At 66.0% G+C, this 15266-nt stretch carries 12 protein-coding genes; 2 read left to right on the top strand and 10 right to left on the bottom strand.

Translation table 11 applies throughout. From position 1 onward, the window contains the following. Positions 1-33: 33 nt before the first annotated feature. The 8 genes from AC3ENJ_RS04340 to AC3ENJ_RS04375 form a co-directional block, all read right to left on the bottom strand. Positions 34-1353 carry a deoxyguanosinetriphosphate triphosphohydrolase gene (locus AC3ENJ_RS04340; protein ID WP_223841286.1) on the bottom strand — a complete coding sequence of 440 codons (1320 nt, stop codon included), beginning with the start codon at positions 1351-1353 and terminating at the stop codon, positions 34-36. 4 nt (positions 1354-1357) lie between these two features. Further along, positions 1358-2548: a tRNA dihydrouridine synthase DusB gene (gene dusB / locus AC3ENJ_RS04345; RefSeq protein ID WP_190781654.1), complete on the bottom strand. Its 1191-nt coding sequence runs from the start codon at positions 2546-2548 to the stop codon at positions 1358-1360. A gap of 14 nt (positions 2549-2562) precedes the next feature. After that, entirely contained in the window at positions 2563-3369 is an 807-nt protein-coding gene (locus AC3ENJ_RS04350; RefSeq protein ID WP_431813198.1) for a hypothetical protein, read from the bottom strand. Between the two features lie 120 nt (positions 3370-3489). Then, a complete protein-coding gene (locus AC3ENJ_RS04355) occupies positions 3490-4854 on the bottom strand; it encodes a galactokinase (RefSeq protein ID WP_431813199.1) in 1365 nt (454 codons plus the stop codon). Between the two features lie 65 nt (positions 4855-4919). Beyond that, positions 4920-6317, bottom strand: coding sequence for a sugar porter family MFS transporter (locus tag AC3ENJ_RS04360; protein ID WP_431813200.1), 1398 nt, complete (start codon positions 6315-6317; stop codon positions 4920-4922). 96 nt (positions 6318-6413) lie between these two features. After that, positions 6414-7373 (bottom strand): GNAT family N-acetyltransferase, encoded by a 960-nt coding sequence (locus AC3ENJ_RS04365; protein ID WP_431813201.1) that lies wholly within the window; start codon positions 7371-7373, stop codon positions 6414-6416. Between the two features lie 7 nt (positions 7374-7380). Continuing rightward, on the bottom strand, positions 7381-8763 hold the full coding sequence (locus tag AC3ENJ_RS04370) for a glycine--tRNA ligase (protein ID WP_190807476.1): 1383 nt from the start codon (positions 8761-8763) through the stop codon (positions 7381-7383). A 235-nt stretch (positions 8764-8998) separates the two neighbouring features. After that, positions 8999-10192, bottom strand: coding sequence for an acyl-CoA dehydrogenase family protein (locus AC3ENJ_RS04375; protein WP_431813202.1), 1194 nt, complete (start codon positions 10190-10192; stop codon positions 8999-9001). Between the two features lie 182 nt (positions 10193-10374). Here AC3ENJ_RS04375 and AC3ENJ_RS04380 point away from each other — a divergent pair, with 182 nt between their 5' ends. Together AC3ENJ_RS04380 and AC3ENJ_RS04385 are read left to right on the top strand one after the other, a co-directional pair. Then, entirely contained in the window at positions 10375-12123 is a 1749-nt protein-coding gene (locus AC3ENJ_RS04380) for an AMP-binding protein (protein WP_431813203.1), read from the top strand. An 89-nt stretch (positions 12124-12212) separates the two neighbouring features. After that, entirely contained in the window at positions 12213-12740 is a 528-nt protein-coding gene (locus tag AC3ENJ_RS04385) for a MarR family winged helix-turn-helix transcriptional regulator (protein ID WP_431813204.1), read from the top strand. 19 nt (positions 12741-12759) lie between these two features. Here the strand turns inward: AC3ENJ_RS04385 and mmsB are convergent, their stop codons facing one another. Together mmsB and AC3ENJ_RS04395 are read right to left on the bottom strand one after the other, a co-directional pair. Continuing rightward, positions 12760-13695: a 3-hydroxyisobutyrate dehydrogenase gene (gene mmsB / locus AC3ENJ_RS04390; protein WP_431813205.1), complete on the bottom strand. Its 936-nt coding sequence runs from the start codon at positions 13693-13695 to the stop codon at positions 12760-12762. A 41-nt stretch (positions 13696-13736) separates the two neighbouring features. Beyond that, positions 13737-15233 carry a CoA-acylating methylmalonate-semialdehyde dehydrogenase gene (locus AC3ENJ_RS04395; protein ID WP_431813206.1) on the bottom strand — a complete coding sequence of 499 codons (1497 nt, stop codon included), beginning with the start codon at positions 15231-15233 and terminating at the stop codon, positions 13737-13739. Between the last annotated feature and the right edge of the window lie 33 nt (positions 15234-15266).

The following is a 15266-nucleotide window of genomic DNA, read 5'->3' on the forward strand; positions in this document are numbered from 1 at the left end:
CCCAGGCCACAATCCCATTGAATGAGACACGCCTCACCAAAGTGGTTTGTCGCCGGTGCGCCAGTTGGCACCGCGGATCCTGTCGTGGAGTGCGACCGCTGACGTGTCGGTGAGGCAGGCGACCTGATCCACGACCAGCCGCAACCGGGCCGCCTCCGCGCCGGGGCCGTCACCGATCTCGCGCCAATCCCCCGTGAATTCCGGGGAGAGGAAACGGCCGTCGGTCTCCATGAGCGCGTTGACCAGGATGGTGAGGATCTCGTTCTGATTCTCATAGAGCGGCTGCGCATCGCGCACCGTCATCACGAACGCCGTGGCAATGCCCTTGAGTACGGCGATCTCCAGGTCGGTCTCGTGCGGCACCACGAGCTGCGCGCCGTAACGGGTCAGCTGACCGTCACCGGCCACGTCGCGTGTGGCCTCCACCGCGGACATGGCGAACCGGCCGATCAACTGGCTCGTCATGTTCTTGAGCCGCGCCAGGTCCGTGCGAGAACCGTTCATCAGCGGAATCCACACCGGGGAGTCCTCCAGCCGGCGCAGGGCGGCGTCCAGTTCCTCCGCGGTGGCCCGGGGAAGGTACCAGCGCTGGGTCCATTCAATGACGCGAGCCCGAGCTATGGGGTCCGCGAGTTGGCCCAGTTGCAAGGCGTTGGAGGCGATCGCATCCTCCACGTCGTGCACGCTGTAGGAGATGTCGTCGGCCAGGTCCATGACCTGGGCCTCCAAACACTTGCGACCCGCCACCGCACCTTCTCGCATCCAGCGGAACACCGGCAGGTCGTCCTGATACACCCCGAATTTCCGATTGGGTTTCCCGTCCGGGCGCGGTGGCGCGTCCGTGGCGCTCCACGGGTACTTGCACGTGGCGTCCAGGGCGGCGCGCGTGAGATTCAGGCCCGCCGGGTGGCCGCTCCCGCTGACGATCTTGGGTTCCAGGCGCACCAGCAGTCGCAATGTCTGCGCGTTGCCCTCGAAACCGCCGATCTCCCGGGTCATGGCCGCGAGCGCCGTTTCACCGTTGTGGCCGAAGGGCGGGTGCCCCAGATCGTGGGACAGGCACGCGGCATCCACCACGTCGGGATCGCACCCCAGAGCCTTACCCAGTTCGCGTCCGATCTGGGCGACTTCCAGGGAGTGGGTCAGGCGGTTTCGGACAAAATCATCCGTGCTGGGGGCCACCACCTGGGTCTTGGCCGCCAACCGCCGCAGAGCGGAGCTGTGCAGCACACGCGCACGGTCGCGTTCGAAGTGGGAGCGGTGCCGGTTGTGGTGGTTCTCGGCCACGTACCGTTCGGCGTCCTCGTGGGCGTATCCGGCGGGCAGGATGCCCAAACGGTCAGGGGTGTGCAATCGGTCAGCCTCCGGAAACATCGAGTTCGGCGTGCACGAGTCCCAGACGTTCGGCGTCGCCCAGAATGCGGGAGTCCAACCAGCCGTCCGGGAGGTGGGGTTTACGCGGGTTGCCCGCGCGGCCACGAGGGCCTTCCACGTCCTGACCCGGGTACGGCAGGTCCAGGTCCAGCTGGTCGAGCAGTTCACGCAGTCGGGCCAGGCTGGGCACCTGCGCCATGTGAGCGCGCAGTTCGCCGCCCACCGGGTAGCCCTTGAAGTACCAGGGCACGTGCTTGCGAATTTCTCGGCACCCCTTGGCCTCGTCACCGAACTCCTCGGCGAGCAACTCGGCGTGCCGGTACACGGTGTCCGCGACCTTGCGGACTCCGGGCCTGTAGCGCCTGGGGCTGCCCTCGAAGGCCGCCTGCAGGTCGCCGAACAACCACGGGCGGCCCTGGCAACCGCGGCCCACCACCACGCCGTCCACACCCGTCTGCTCAACCATCCGCACCGCGTCCTCGGCGGAGAAGATGTCACCGTTACCGAGCACGGGGATGTCCGGGAGCGCCTCGCGCAGCCGGGCGATCGACTCCCAGTCGGCCTTGCCCGAGTAGTGCTGCTGCAGTGTCCGGCCATGCAGGGCCACGGCAGCCACGCCCTCGTCACGCGCCATGCGGCCCGCGTCCAGGTAGGTCTGGTGCTCGTCGTCGATGCCGATCCGCATTTTGATGGTCACCGGGATATTCGCCTCGGAGGCCTCCCGGACCGCCGTGCGAATGATTGCCCGGAACAGGTCCGTCTTCCACGGCAGGGCAGAACCACCACCGCGTTTGGTGACCTTGGGCACCGGACACCCGAAGTTCAAGTCAATGTGGTCCGCGCGATCCTCCTGCGCGACCATGCGCACGGCCTTGCCCACGTTGACCGCGTCCACACCGTAGATCTGGATCGAACGCGGGGTCTCATCCGGGTCGTGGTGGATGATGCGCAGCGACTCCGGGCGGCGTTCGACCAGGGCCCGCGCGGTGACCATTTCGGTGACGTACAGTCCCCCGCCGTACTCGCGGCACAGCGTGCGGAAGGATTTGTTGGTCACCCCCGCCATGGGTGCCAGAACCACGGGCACGTCAATGGTCAACGGTCCCAGCTGCAACGGTTTCAGGTTCAACACGGCCGGTTCCCGGTCCGCGGTCTCAGTATTCGTGGTGCTCATCGTGCGCCATTGTCTCACTCTTCGGGGTGCCGCGCCGCGCTGTCCACGTGTTCCAGGCGCACCGCGAGCTTGAAGGCCCTCACCTGTTCGTCGCGGCGACCGAGGGTTTTGCACACGGTCCCCAAATCACGCAGGCACTGCACCCACTCCCGGGTGTGCGCCTCCGGTGCCGGGAGCGCGGGATAGAGGTTACTGGCGGTGTACAGGGCGTGCGCGGCGTCGTTCCAGGCCATCATGTCCTGCGCGAGCGCCGCGAGGCCCTTCCAACACATGATCTGACCGGCAACGTCCCCGCGCAGTTCGCAACCGGCGAGGACCGTTTCGTAGTGGTCGTTGGCCAGCCTGCGCCGGCCGGCAGCCTGTGCGGCCGTGGCCAGGTGAGAGGTCCACCGCAGGTCCTCGCGTGAGACGAACTCCACACCGGCTCCGGTACCCGTGGGTCGCAACGGGTCGACTCCGGCCGCCGTGGCTCCCTCCTGGAACTCGCGATAGGCATCCCACGGGCGCCCTTCCAGCAGCAGGACATCCCCCAGATTCTCCAGGCTCCGCACGTGTCCGCCCACGGAACGAGCGCTACGCCGGGCTCGCCGGTACTGGGTCGCGGCCAGCCGGTAGTGGTGTTCCGCGCCCGGCAAGTCGCCGGTGTCCCGGGCCAGGTCTCCCAACGCCGACGCCGCATCCCCGGCCACCAGCCACACCTCGCCCAGGCGCGCGGTGCGCAGCGCGGTCTCGAGGGCCTCCCGGGCCGCCGCCGTGTCCCCGGAGTCACGGGCCGCGAGTCCGTGCTTGAGTCGTCGTGTGGCACTGGCCGCTGCGAACACGGGTGGCTCCTAAGGGTGAGTGACATTCATGGCAGAGGATCGCACTGATTCTCGCCTCATTGTGGCGAACCGCCGCCGGAAATGTTCAGCGCCGGGCCCGTGTCACGGGACGCGGGCGCTTCAGAGGACCCTGCGGCCCGCTTCGGACGGCTGCAGGGTCAGGAACAGCGGTTCCCGGAACCCGTTGCGGGCAAAGCACGATTGCACGGCGGCGGCCAGCCCGGCGACGGACTCCAACGGCACCAGGGCAATCACGGACCCTCCGAATCCACCGCCGACCACCTTGGCGCCCAGCGCACCCGCGCGCAGACATTCGTCCACCGCGGTATCGAGTTCCGGCACGGTGACCTGGCAGTCATCGCGCATGGACTCGTGACCCTCGACCAGCAGTCGACCCACGCGGGACCAGTTCGGTGCGTCGCTGCGCATCTCGTGGGCGATCTGGACCGAACGGACCATCTCGGTCATGGAGTGGCGCAACCGCAGCCGGGTCTTCTCACGGTCCTCGGTGAGGTCCGCCCCAGATTCGAGAAGGCGATCGAAGCGCGCGAGGACGGCAGCGGCGTCGTCCGGTGTGGGGTGTTCCGGGAGCGCATCGCGCAGGGTGGGCAGGCCCAGGACCGCAGCGGCAGCCTCGCACTCGGCGCGGCGGGAACTGTATTGACCATCCGCGAGCTTGTGCGGTGCGCGCGTGTCGACAGCCAGCCAGGTGAGACCGGCGAGCGCGGGATCGGCGGGCAAGCGGGCCACGTCGAAGTCCCGGCAGTCCAGCGCCAGGATCTCCCCCGCGTGGGAACGCAGGGACGCCGTCTGGTCCAGGCCGCCCGTGTTGGCGCCCACAATATGGTTCTCCGCCGCTATGCAGGCGCGGGCGAGGGCGCGGCGCTGGGGATCGTCCGGGTGATCCCGGCCAGTGTTCAGTGAGAACAACGCGAGCGCCACGGAACACTCGAGAGCGGCGGAGGAGGCCAATCCGGCCCCGATCGGTACCGTGGAGTCGACCATGAGATCCGCCCCGAAGTCGGCGGCCAGTTCGAGCTCGGAAACCGCCACCGGGTGCGCGGACTCGCCGTGCGCCACCCGGTTCATCCCCCAGGCAACGCCGGCCACGTAGCCGAACCAACCCGGGACGGCCCCGGGTGCAACGGCGCTAATGCGGGTGGATTGCGGGCGGTCATCGGCCACGGACTCGTCCGCGTCCTGCATGGACTGCGCATTGAGCACCCCGTCCTCGCGAGGCGCCGCGGCGGTCAGCGTGACGTACTGGTGGGCGAACGGGAGGCACATGCCGCCGGAAAAATCCACGTACTCGCCCATGAGATTGGCTCGCCCGGGCGCCGCCCACACACCCACCGGCGCGCGACCGTAGGCCTCTTCGAATTTCTGGCTCAAGCGCCGCGCTCGCTCGCGAACGTCCGGCTGGGCGACCCAGCGCGGGCGCGCGAAGTCTTCCGGCGTGGCGGTTTCGCTGAGCTCACAGGACACGGGCGGATTCCTCACATGGCGTTGACACCGGGGTACGGCGGACGGGGCTGACAAACTATTGTCCCCTACCCGGTGCGGAAATAATGCTCCAGCTCCTCCAGGGTCCTGTCCTTGGTTTCCGGCGCCACCCGGTACACCCACACCAACGCCATGACCTGCAGGACGACGAAGATCAGGATCGTGTATCCCACGCCCAACGAGTCGGTGAGTATCGGAAACGTCAGACCCACCACGAACGTCATCATCCACAGGATCCACGCGCACACGCCCATACCCACGCCGCGCACGTTGAGCGGGAAGATCTCGGACATGTACAGCCACGTCACGGTGCCGATGCAGCATTGCATGAACCCCACGAACACCACAATGCACGTCAGGACGACCCACGCGCGCGCTGGGTTGGATTCGGGAATCAGCAGATAGGACAGCGCAAAGGCGGTCAACGACGTCGCCGTGCCCACGAGCCCGGTCAGCAACAGTTTCCGGCGGCCCACGTACCTGAGCAGGTACATGGCCAGCGCCACCGCCAGCACACCCACCACACCGGGGATGATGTTGGCGTAGAAGGCACCGTTACCGCCGAAGCCCACGTCCTGCAGCACGCTCACGCCGTAGTACTGAATGGCGTTGATACCGGAGATTTGGTTGATCACGGCCATGGACGCGCCCAGGATGAAAATGCGCCGGATCCACGGCACGCGCACCAGGTCCGTGATCCGCGCGGTGGGGCGGTCCTCGTCCTCTTTCGCCAACTGGAGCACGCTCTGGCCCTCACCCGGGTCATATGCATCTTCGCGGATCCGGCGCAGCACGTCGAACATGCGGTCCACGGAACCGTTGCGGGCCAGCCAGCGCGGGGATTCCGGCACAATGATCATGCCCACCCACAGGATCAACGCGGGGACGGTGGCGAGCACCAGCATGTAACGCCACACGTGGGGAACGTGACCGAACGCGGTGGCCAGACCGGCGTTGAACACGAACGCGAGAGCCTGCCCACCCACGATCATGAGCTCGTTCTGGGCCACCACCCGGCCACGCAGTTGCGCCGGCGCGAGCTCTGCCAGGAACACGGGCACGATCACGGAGGCCGCTCCCACGGCCAGGCCCAGAATGCAACGGAACACCACGAGGATCGTGACGGTCGGCGCGGTCCCACATCCGATTGTTGCGGCCACGAAGATGACCGCCAGAACCACCAGGACCCCGCGGCGTCCGAAGTGATCCGCCAGTTTACCGCCGAAGGCCGCACCCCACGCCGCGCCGAAGGGCAGGATGGACGCCACCAGACCCTCCAGAAACGGAGTCAGCTGAAGGTCCTCCACCATGGACGGCAGCGCACCGTTGATCACGCCGGTGTCGTAACCGAACAGCAACCCACCGAACGTGGCGACCGTGGCGATCAACCTGAGCCGCCCGTTCATGGGTGGTTTGGGCCCCGAGTGCACCGTGTGTAATGACATGGCCGTCCTTTCTCCATAGAACGTCATACCATTGCCAGTCACCCGGTGGCGAAACTCCACCGCATTAGGATCACACTGGTTGTGCCCCGACGACGATTAGTCGACCAGCGTGACCGTCTCCGTGACCACGTGCGCCACACCGGCCTCGAGCAGGTTGTCCACCACGGCAACCAGCGGGGTCATGGAATCGTCCACTTCCAGTTCCACCGGGTAGTCATTGACCAGGAGGGCGAGCAGTTTCTCCACGGCCTCCCCGGTTTCCGTCTCGTCGCCCGCGGCACCGGGCACGTAGCCCAGCAGCACGTCGGCGGCCTCGAACTCGGCCGGTTCCTGATCCGGATTGTGCGGGTCAAAGGGGCGGTAGCTCACGGCGAAGGCCGAAATGGGTTCCTTGCCACCGGCGGCCGCCGCACCGTCACGCAACACCACGGCACCGAACGCGCCGGCCTTGTCCGAGAGCAACTGCTGATTGACGGCTCCGATCCCGATCTCGCCCACGGGATCCCATTCGTGCACGGACCGGTAGAACTCCCACACGGCGCGCGTGAGTTCCACGGAGCCCGTCGCGAGGTCCGCCACGGCCTGAGCGGGAGTGCCGTCCGCGTTCTGTCCCAGGGTGGGCATCGGCAGCGCACCGGCGGCCACGCGGATCACCCGCGAGCGCATCGCGGGCCGCAAACCCTGGGCCCGCACGAACTGCTCCCCCGCAGACCCGGGGGTCACGCGGGTGCGCAGGGCGCTGACGCCCGACGGCGCCCGCTCGGCTTCGGCTCGCAACCGCGCCACGAGCTCGCGGCCGATCCCCTCGCGCTGCCGATCCGCGGCAACCTCCACGTAGCCCCACAGCCGTTGCGGGTGCCACCGGGACTCGTACACGACCCCCGCCGCCACGGGCACGCCGGAATCGGCGGCCACCAGAGTGCGGGAGAAAGCGGTGCCCTCACTGGCACCCAAACGGGCACGGAAGGCTCGGGCCGGGGCCGACGGCGCATCCGGCCAGACCTCCAGGAGACGGAGGTCGTCGTCTTCGCGCCACGGACGGTACTCGATGCTCATGCGGTCCTTACTTCTCCAGACGTTCGGCGAGGTAGCCGCTCACGCGATCCAGGCCCACGCGCTCCTGCGTCATTTCGTCGCGCGAACGGATGGTCACGGCCTGGTCCTCGAGGGTGTCGAAGTCCACGGTCACGCAGAACGGCGTGCCGATCTCGTCCTGGCGGCGGTAGCGACGGCCAATGGCGCCGGCGTCGTCATAGTCGATGTTCCAGCGACGGCGCAGCTGGGCGGCAAGGTTCTCCGCGGTGGGCTTGAGGTCGTCCTTCTTGGACAGCGGCAGCACGGCCGCCTTGACCGGAGCCAGGCGCGGGTCGAGCTTGAGCACGGTGCGCTTGTCCACGCCGCCCTTGGTGTTGGGGGCCTCGTCCTCGACGTACGCGTCCACCAGGAACGCCATCATGGAGCGGGTCAGGCCGAAGGACGGCTCGATCACGTACGGGGTGTAGCGCTCGCCCGAGGCCTGATCGAAGTACTGCATCTTGTCGCCGGAGTGCTCGGTGTGGTTGGTCAGGTCGAAGTCCGTTCGGTTGGCCACGCCCATGAGCTCGCCCCACTCGGAACCCTGGAAACCAAAGCGGTACTCGATGTCAATAGTGCCGTCCGAGTAGTGCGCACGTTCGTCCGCGGGAACGTCGAAGCGGCGCATGTTGTCCGCGTTCACACCGAGGTCCACGAACCAGTCCCAGCACGCCTCGACCCACTCGTCGAAGTAGGTGGTTGCCTCGTCCGGGTGGATGAAGTATTCGATCTCCATCTGCTCGAACTCACGCGTGCGGAAGATGAAGTTACCCGGGGTGATCTCGTTGCGGAACGCCTTGCCGATTTGACCGATACCGAACGGCGGCTTCTTACGCGATGCGTTGAGCACGTTCAGGAAGTTCACGAAAATGCCCTGCGCGGTTTCCGGACGCAGGTAGTGCTTGCCCTCTTCGTTGTCCACGGGGCCCAGGAAGGTTTTCATGAGGCCGGAGAACTGCTGCGGCTCGGTCCACTTCCCGTCCTGGCCGGTCTCCGGATCCTTGACGTCCGCCAGGCCGTTGACCGGCGGATGACCGTGCTTGGCCTCGTAGGCCTCGAGCAGGTGGTCGGCGCGGTAGCGCTTATGGGTGTGCAGCGATTCGACCAGCGGATCGGTGAAGGTTTCCACGTGGCCGGAGGCTTCCCACACGGCCGAGGGCAGAATGATCGAGGAGTCCAGTCCCACCATGTCTGCGCGGCCGCGCACAAAGGTCTGCCACCACTCGCGCTTGATGTTCTCCTTCAGTTCCGCGCCCAGGGGTCCGTAATCCCATGCGGAGCGAGAACCGCCGTAAATTTCACCCGCCTGAAAGACAAAGCCTCGGCGCTTGGCCAAGGAAATGACATTGTCCAGGGTGGATTTGGCAGCCATGCGTTCTCACATCCGTTTCTCGCCCGACCGCTGGCTGCGGCCGCGCGCGTGGAATCCATTGGGTGGTTCTTGAGGGCCCCGCTGACGACGCCGCCGCGGGACGGCTCACGTGCGCTGGGCACCACGAACGAGACGCCCAATACGACGTCCTGGTTCCAGGGTAGCCATTACGCGGAAAACTCGCCTAACTCGTGGGCTCCGAACACGAGTCCTCGTGGCGTGCGGTGATATGGACTCAGACGAAGGCGGAGACACCGGTCAGCGCGCGGGACACAATGAGCGCGTTGATGTGATAGCTGCCCTCGTAGGTGTAAATGGCTTCCAGGTCGCCCAGCACCTTGGACATTTCGTAATCGCTCAACAGGCCGTTGCCGCCCAGGGCATCGCGGGCCAGAAACGCGGATTGTCGCCCCAGGCGCGTGGTGGTGGACTTGGCAATCGCCGCGTGCATCATCTCCAGCTCGCCGGTCTCCTGCAGGCGGGCCATCTGGACCATCATGGCGGAGCTGGCGGCCAGGTTGCCCGCAACCTCCGCTATGGTTTGTTGGATGACCTGGAAGCTCGCGAGCGGCTTGCCGAACTGCACGCGTTCCAGCGAGTAATCGCGCAGAATATCCAGAATGGCCTGCTGGGCGCCCACGGCCTGCCACCCCACCCACGCGCGGGAATCCTTGAGCAGGGCATTCGCGGCGTCGAAACCAATGGCTTCGGGCAGCAGCGCGCTGCGCGGCACGCGGACCTCGTTGAGCACGACGTCCGCATTCTGCATGATGCGCAAACCCATTTTGTTGACGATTTTGGTGGCCGAGTAGCCGGGATGGGTGGTGTCCACCGCAAAGCACTTGATCACTCCGTCCGCGGTGTCACGGGCCCAGATCAAAGCGATGGCCGCCACGGTGCCGGCGCCGATCCAGCGCTTTTCTCCCCGGATGACCCACTCGTCGCCATCGAGCGTGGCCGTGGTGGCCAGGCCGCCGGCAATGTCCGAACCATGGCTCGGCTCGGTCAGACAGAAGGCACCCAGCTGCGTGAGCTCGGACAGGGCCGGCAGCCACTGGGCCTTTTGCTCTTCCGAACCCAGCTCCGCAATCGTGCCCACGATCAGTTCGTTGTGGATCCCGATCAGAGCGGACAACGAAACATCGGCGCGGGCGATCTGCGAGTGCACCAGGCCCTGGAACAACCGCGATGAGCCGTCCAGGAACAACGAGCCGAGTCCCAGGTCCGCCAGGGCGTGCAGCAGCTCGGTGGGTAGGTGCTCGCGATTCCACGGATCAATGGTCTGTTTGCGCACGTGGGCCTGCAGGTGGTCCTTGATCACGGTCAGCCGTTCACGTTCGGCGGGATGGAGAAGGAACTCCACGTGCAGAAGGTCTACGTCCGGCAAGAGGCTCTGTGGTGCATCACCGGAGAGGGTCGCGCTGGTCATGGTCGTGGTCCTCAAGGTTCTCGGTACTCCGATTGTGGTCTTTCCAACTATAGGCCTTCCAAGTATATTTGGGGTGTCGTGAGTCACACTTTTCGAGTAACGGACATCCAATGCCGGTGCCGCCGGCCGGTGAGCACGGCACGTCAGGATCACGACCGCATATCGAGGAGGCCCCGAAAGCCATGACCGTGACGACCGAATTCCGCTCAGCCCGTGACCACCTGGTGTCGCTCCAACAGGACTGGCAGCGCGCCCGCGAAGAGTTCGTGTGGCCGCGTTTCGACCATTTCAACTTTGGCTTCGACTGGTTCGATCAGGTGGCCGCCTCCGACGAGCGCAAGGATCAGGACGCCCTGATCATTCTCGAGGAGGACGGCTCGCAGCTGCGCCGGACCTTCGGCGAGCTCAGCCGCGATTCCCACAAGGTCGCGAATTGGCTGCGCGAACAGGGCGTGCAACGCGGTGACCGCGTGATCCTGATGCTCAACAATCAGGTGGAACTGTGGGAGGCCATGCTGGCGTGCATCAAGATCGAGGCCGTCATGGTGCCCACCACCACGCAAATGGGACCGGCCGACCTCGAGGACCGAGTCACCCGCGCGGAAGCCAAGTGGGCCATCGTCGGCATGCAGGATGCCCCCAAGTTCGCACCCGTGACCGGCAACTACACGGTGATCTACGTGCCCGGGGCCTACACTCCGGTCGACCGGATCGAGTCCCCGGATGCCGGTGACCGCACGGTCCTCAACTACAACGAGGCCTATACCGCCTCCCCCGAGCTGACTCAGGACTCCCCCACCGACGCGAATGAGACCCTGCTGCTGTATTTCACCTCGGGCACCACCTCCAAGCCCAAGCTCGTGGAGCACACGCACACGTCCTACCCGGTGGGTCACCTGTCCACCTTGTACTGGATCGGACTTGAGCCCGGTGACATCCACCTGAACGTGGCCTCACCCGGCTGGGCCAAGCACGCGTGGTCCAACTTCTTTGCCCCCTGGATCGCGGAGGCCACGATCTTCGTGTACAACTTCCGCAAGTTCGACGCCGCTTCCCTCATGGGCGTGATGGACGACATCGGCGTGACCAGCCTGTGCGCGCCACCCACCGTGTGGCGCATGCTGATCAAGGCCGATCTGAGCCTGCTGCGGACCCCGCCCCAGAAGACCGTGTCCGCCGGTGAGCCCCTCAATGCCGAGGTCATCGAGCAGGTTTACCGGGCCTGGGGGTGCACGATCCGCGATGGCTTCGGGCAGACCGAATCCTCGTTGCAGGTGGCCAACACCCCGGGTCGTCGCATCGTGATCGGCTCCATGGGAGTGCCCCTGCCCGGTTTTGACGTGGTGCTGATCGACCCCATGACGGATGAAGAAGCGGAGGAGGGAGAGCTGTGTCTGCGCTTGGATCCCCGCCCGGTCGGGCTGATGCGCGGTTATTACGGCGACCGAGCCAAGACCGAGGATGTGTTCCGCAACGGGCTGTATCACACCGGTGACGTGGTCTCCCGGGACGAGAACGGCGTTTTCACGTACGTGGGTCGCGCGGACGACGTCTTCAAGTCCAGTGACTACAAGGTGTCACCGTTCGAGCTGGAATCGGTTTTGATCGAGCACCCGGCCGTCATGGAAGCAGCCATCGTGCCCGCCCCCGACGAGCTGCGATTGGCCGTCCCCAAGGCCTTCGTGACTCTGAGCTCCGGTTACGAACCCACCGCGGAGACAGCAACCGCGGTCCTGCAGTTCTGCCTGAGCAAGTTGCCCCCGTACAAACGAATCCGTCGCATTGAATTCTTGGATCTGCCCAAGACGATTTCCGGGAAAATTCGCCGCGTGGAGCTGCGTAAGGCGGAGGAGCAACGCTCCGCATCCGGTGAGGCTCCCGAGGGCTACGGGACGGAATTCCGCGAGGAAGACCTGTCGCTCACGCGCTAGAACCCAGGCCACGGCCGGTGGCGCACGTGTACAACCGGCCTCATCACCCCCCGGTCAGAGTCTGTCCAACCCCGGAATAGAATGGTCCAATGTCCAATAGTCGTACGCTCACGAAAGATCCGATTGCGGAGGCCCAGCGCAATTGGGTGCGCAATGGGTGGGAAGAAGCCTCGGGTCCCATGGCCGCCGTCACGGCCATCATGCGGGTCCAGCAGATCTTGTTGGCCGAGGCGGAGCAGGTCCTCAAGCCGTTCAAGCTGACCTTCGCCCGCTATGAACTCATCGCGCTGCTGAGCTTCACGCGGGAACAGCAAATGCTCATGAAGCGGGCCAGCGCCCTGCTGCAGGTTCATCCCACATCCGTGACCAACGCGGTGGATAGGTTGGAGGACGCCGGGTTGGTCAAGCGTGAGCCGCTCAAGACGGACCGCCGCGCCATGACCATCGTGCTGACCGCCAAGGGTAAGAAGACCGCGGCCGAGGCCACGCGGGTCCTCAACGAGGATCTGTTCCTGCGGACAGGTTTCGAACCCGACGAGGTGGATTCCCTCATCGCCATTCTCAGCCGCTTTCGCGCCCGGTCCGGCGACTTCGAGGACGCACCCACGGCTCCGTAAGGCCTGGCCCTCTGATGAGTTACCTATTACCGGCGCTGTCCTCACGAATGGTGTTGATGATTCCGGAGAAGTCCTGGCCCGCACCCGCGCCGTCCGAGAACTCGTTGTAGATCTCTGCCGCGAGCTGCCCCATCCGAGCAGTCACGCCCGTTTGCTCGATCGCGGTGGCGGCCAGGTTGAGGTCCTTGGACATCAACGCCCCGCCGAAACCGGGCTGGTAGTCGTTATTGGCCGGACTGGTGGGAACCGGTCCGGGCACGGGGCAGTTGGTCGTCAACGCCCAGCATTGTCCCGAGGCCTTGGACACGACGTCGTACATGGCCTGGTGCTCGAGCCCCAGCTTCTCGGCGAGCACGAACGCCTCGCTGACGGCTACCATGGAGACGCCCAAAATCATGTTGTTGCAGATCTTGGCCGCCTGGCCCATGCCGCTGTCCCCGCAGTGCACGACCCGTGCCCCCATGATGTCCAGCAGCGGGTGGATCTCCCGGAAGACATCGTCCGGGGCGCCCACCATGAACGCGAGGGTTCCGGCCTGGGCACCCACCACGCCTCCGGACACCGGCGCATCGGCGGCCGTGAAGCCGGCATCCCTGGCCAATTGCGCCACCTCTTGGGCCTCGGAGATGTTGATGGTCGAACAGTCCAGGAATGTGGCACCTGCCGGCGCCGCGGCGAGGAGGCCCTGGGCGCCGTCGACCCCGGTGTAGGCGTCCTTCACATGCCGGCCGGACGGGAACATGGTGATGACCACCTGCGCGTCCCGCACCGCTTCCTGGGGGCTGTCCACCACGGTGACGCCATTCGCTCGGGCGGCTTCGAGGGCCGCGGGGACCACGTCGAAGCCCGTGACCGGGACCCCCGCCCGGACCAGGTTCACGGCCATCGGCCCGCCCATGTGACCCAGCCCCAGGAACGCGACGCGCGGCTGGGTGGCTGTCGGTGAAGTGTTCATGACTCTCCTTCGAGGTGGGACGTCAAGGTTCCGGTGTGAGCTCAGCTGCCCTCGGGCATCACAAAGCTGGCGCCTTCCTTTGCGCCGGTGGGCCAGCGCGTGGTGACCGTTTTGGTCTTGGTGTAGAACTTCAGCCCGTCCGTTCCGTGTTGGTTCAGATCGCCGAAGCCGGATGCCTTCCAGCCGCCGAAGGTGTAGTAGGCAATGGGCACGGGGATCGGCACGTTCACGCCGACCATGCCGACCTCCACCCGGGTGGTGAAGTCACGGGCGGTGTCACCGTCGCGCGTGAAGATGGCCACGCCATTGCCGTACTCGTGCTCGCTGGGCAGCCGCAGAGCCTCCTCATAGTCCGCCGCGCGGGCAATGCACAGCACCGGACCGAAAATCTCTTCCTGGTAGATGCGCATGTCGGGGGTCACCCGGTCGAACAGCGTGGCACCGACCCAGAAGCCGTGGGGGTGACCTTCGACGGTTGCGCCGCGGCCGTCCACGAGCAACTGGGCGCCCTCGTCCACGCCGATCCCGATGTAGTTCTCGATCCGTTCCTTGGCGTCCTTGCCGACCACGGGGCCGAAGTCCGAGGACTCATCCAGCGACGGACCCAGCGTGAGCTTGTCAATGCGTTCGCGCAACAGCTCCACGAGTTTGTCCGCCGTGGCCTCACCCACGGGAACGGCCACGGAAACCGCCATGCATCGCTCACCGGCGGAACCGAAAGCGGCGCCGATGAGGGCATCGGCGGCCTGTTCCAGGTCCGCGTCCGGCATGATGACCATGTGGTTCTTGGCACCACCGAAGCACTGGGCACGCTTGTTGTGCTTGGCGGCGTCTAGGTAAATGGACTGGGCGATCGGGGTGGATCCCACGAAGCCCACGGCCTTCACGCGTGGATCCCGGATCAGGGCGTCCACGGCGGTCTTGTCACCGTGGATCACGTTCAAGGCCCCCTCCGGCATGCCGGCTTCAAGGGCCAACTCGGCCAGGCGCACGGGCACGGACGGATCCCGCTCCGAGGGCTTGAGGACAAAGGTGTTACCCGCGGCCAGGGCGATGCCCGCCTTCCACAGCGGGATCATGGCCGGGAAGTTGAACGGCGTGATACCCGCGACCACACCCAGGGGCTGTCGCAGCGAATGGACATCGATGCCGGTGCCCGCAGCGCTCGAGTACTCGCCCTTGAGCAGGTGCGGGGCTCCGGCGGCGAACTCGACCACTTCAACGCCTCGCTGGATGTCGCCCTTGGCATCCGGGAAGGTCTTGCCGTGCTCGTTGGACAACAGTGTGGCCAGCTCGTCCATGTTCTCGTTGATCAGGTCGACCCACTTGAGCAGGACGCGAGCGCGGCGCTGCGCATTGGTGGCGGACCATGCCTCGAAGGCTTGCTGCGCGGACTCGATGGCACCTTCCACTTCTTCGGCGGAGGCCAGGGGCACCTGTGCGGCGACCTGGCCCTTCACGGGGTTGTAGACGTCCTGGAAGCGCCCGGATGTGCCGTCTACGCGGCGACCGGAAATGAAGTGCGGGACCTGAGTCATGGGTGCTCTCCTGAAGGGTTGCGGCATGGCGCT

It is taken from the genome of Kocuria sp. cx-455 (assembly GCF_057707085.1).

Coding starts and splice junctions, on each gene's coding strand:
- dusB (WP_190781654.1), bottom strand. CDS start 2,548: ATGAGCACCACGAATACTGAGACCGCGGACCGGGAACCGGCCGTGTTG.
- AC3ENJ_RS04360 (WP_431813200.1), bottom strand. CDS start 6,317: ATGTCATTACACACGGTGCACTCGGGGCCCAAACCACCCATGAACGGG.
- AC3ENJ_RS04365 (WP_431813201.1), bottom strand. CDS start 7,373: ATGAGCATCGAGTACCGTCCGTGGCGCGAAGACGACGACCTCCGTCTC.
- AC3ENJ_RS04370 (WP_190807476.1), bottom strand. CDS start 8,763: ATGGCTGCCAAATCCACCCTGGACAATGTCATTTCCTTGGCCAAGCGC.
- AC3ENJ_RS04375 (WP_431813202.1), bottom strand. CDS start 10,192: ATGACCAGCGCGACCCTCTCCGGTGATGCACCACAGAGCCTCTTGCCG.
- AC3ENJ_RS04380 (WP_431813203.1), top strand. CDS start 10,375: ATGACCGTGACGACCGAATTCCGCTCAGCCCGTGACCACCTGGTGTCG.
- AC3ENJ_RS04385 (WP_431813204.1), top strand. CDS start 12,213: ATGTCCAATAGTCGTACGCTCACGAAAGATCCGATTGCGGAGGCCCAG.
- mmsB (WP_431813205.1), bottom strand. CDS start 13,695: ATGAACACTTCACCGACAGCCACCCAGCCGCGCGTCGCGTTCCTGGGG.
- AC3ENJ_RS04395 (WP_431813206.1), bottom strand. CDS start 15,233: ATGACTCAGGTCCCGCACTTCATTTCCGGTCGCCGCGTAGACGGCACA.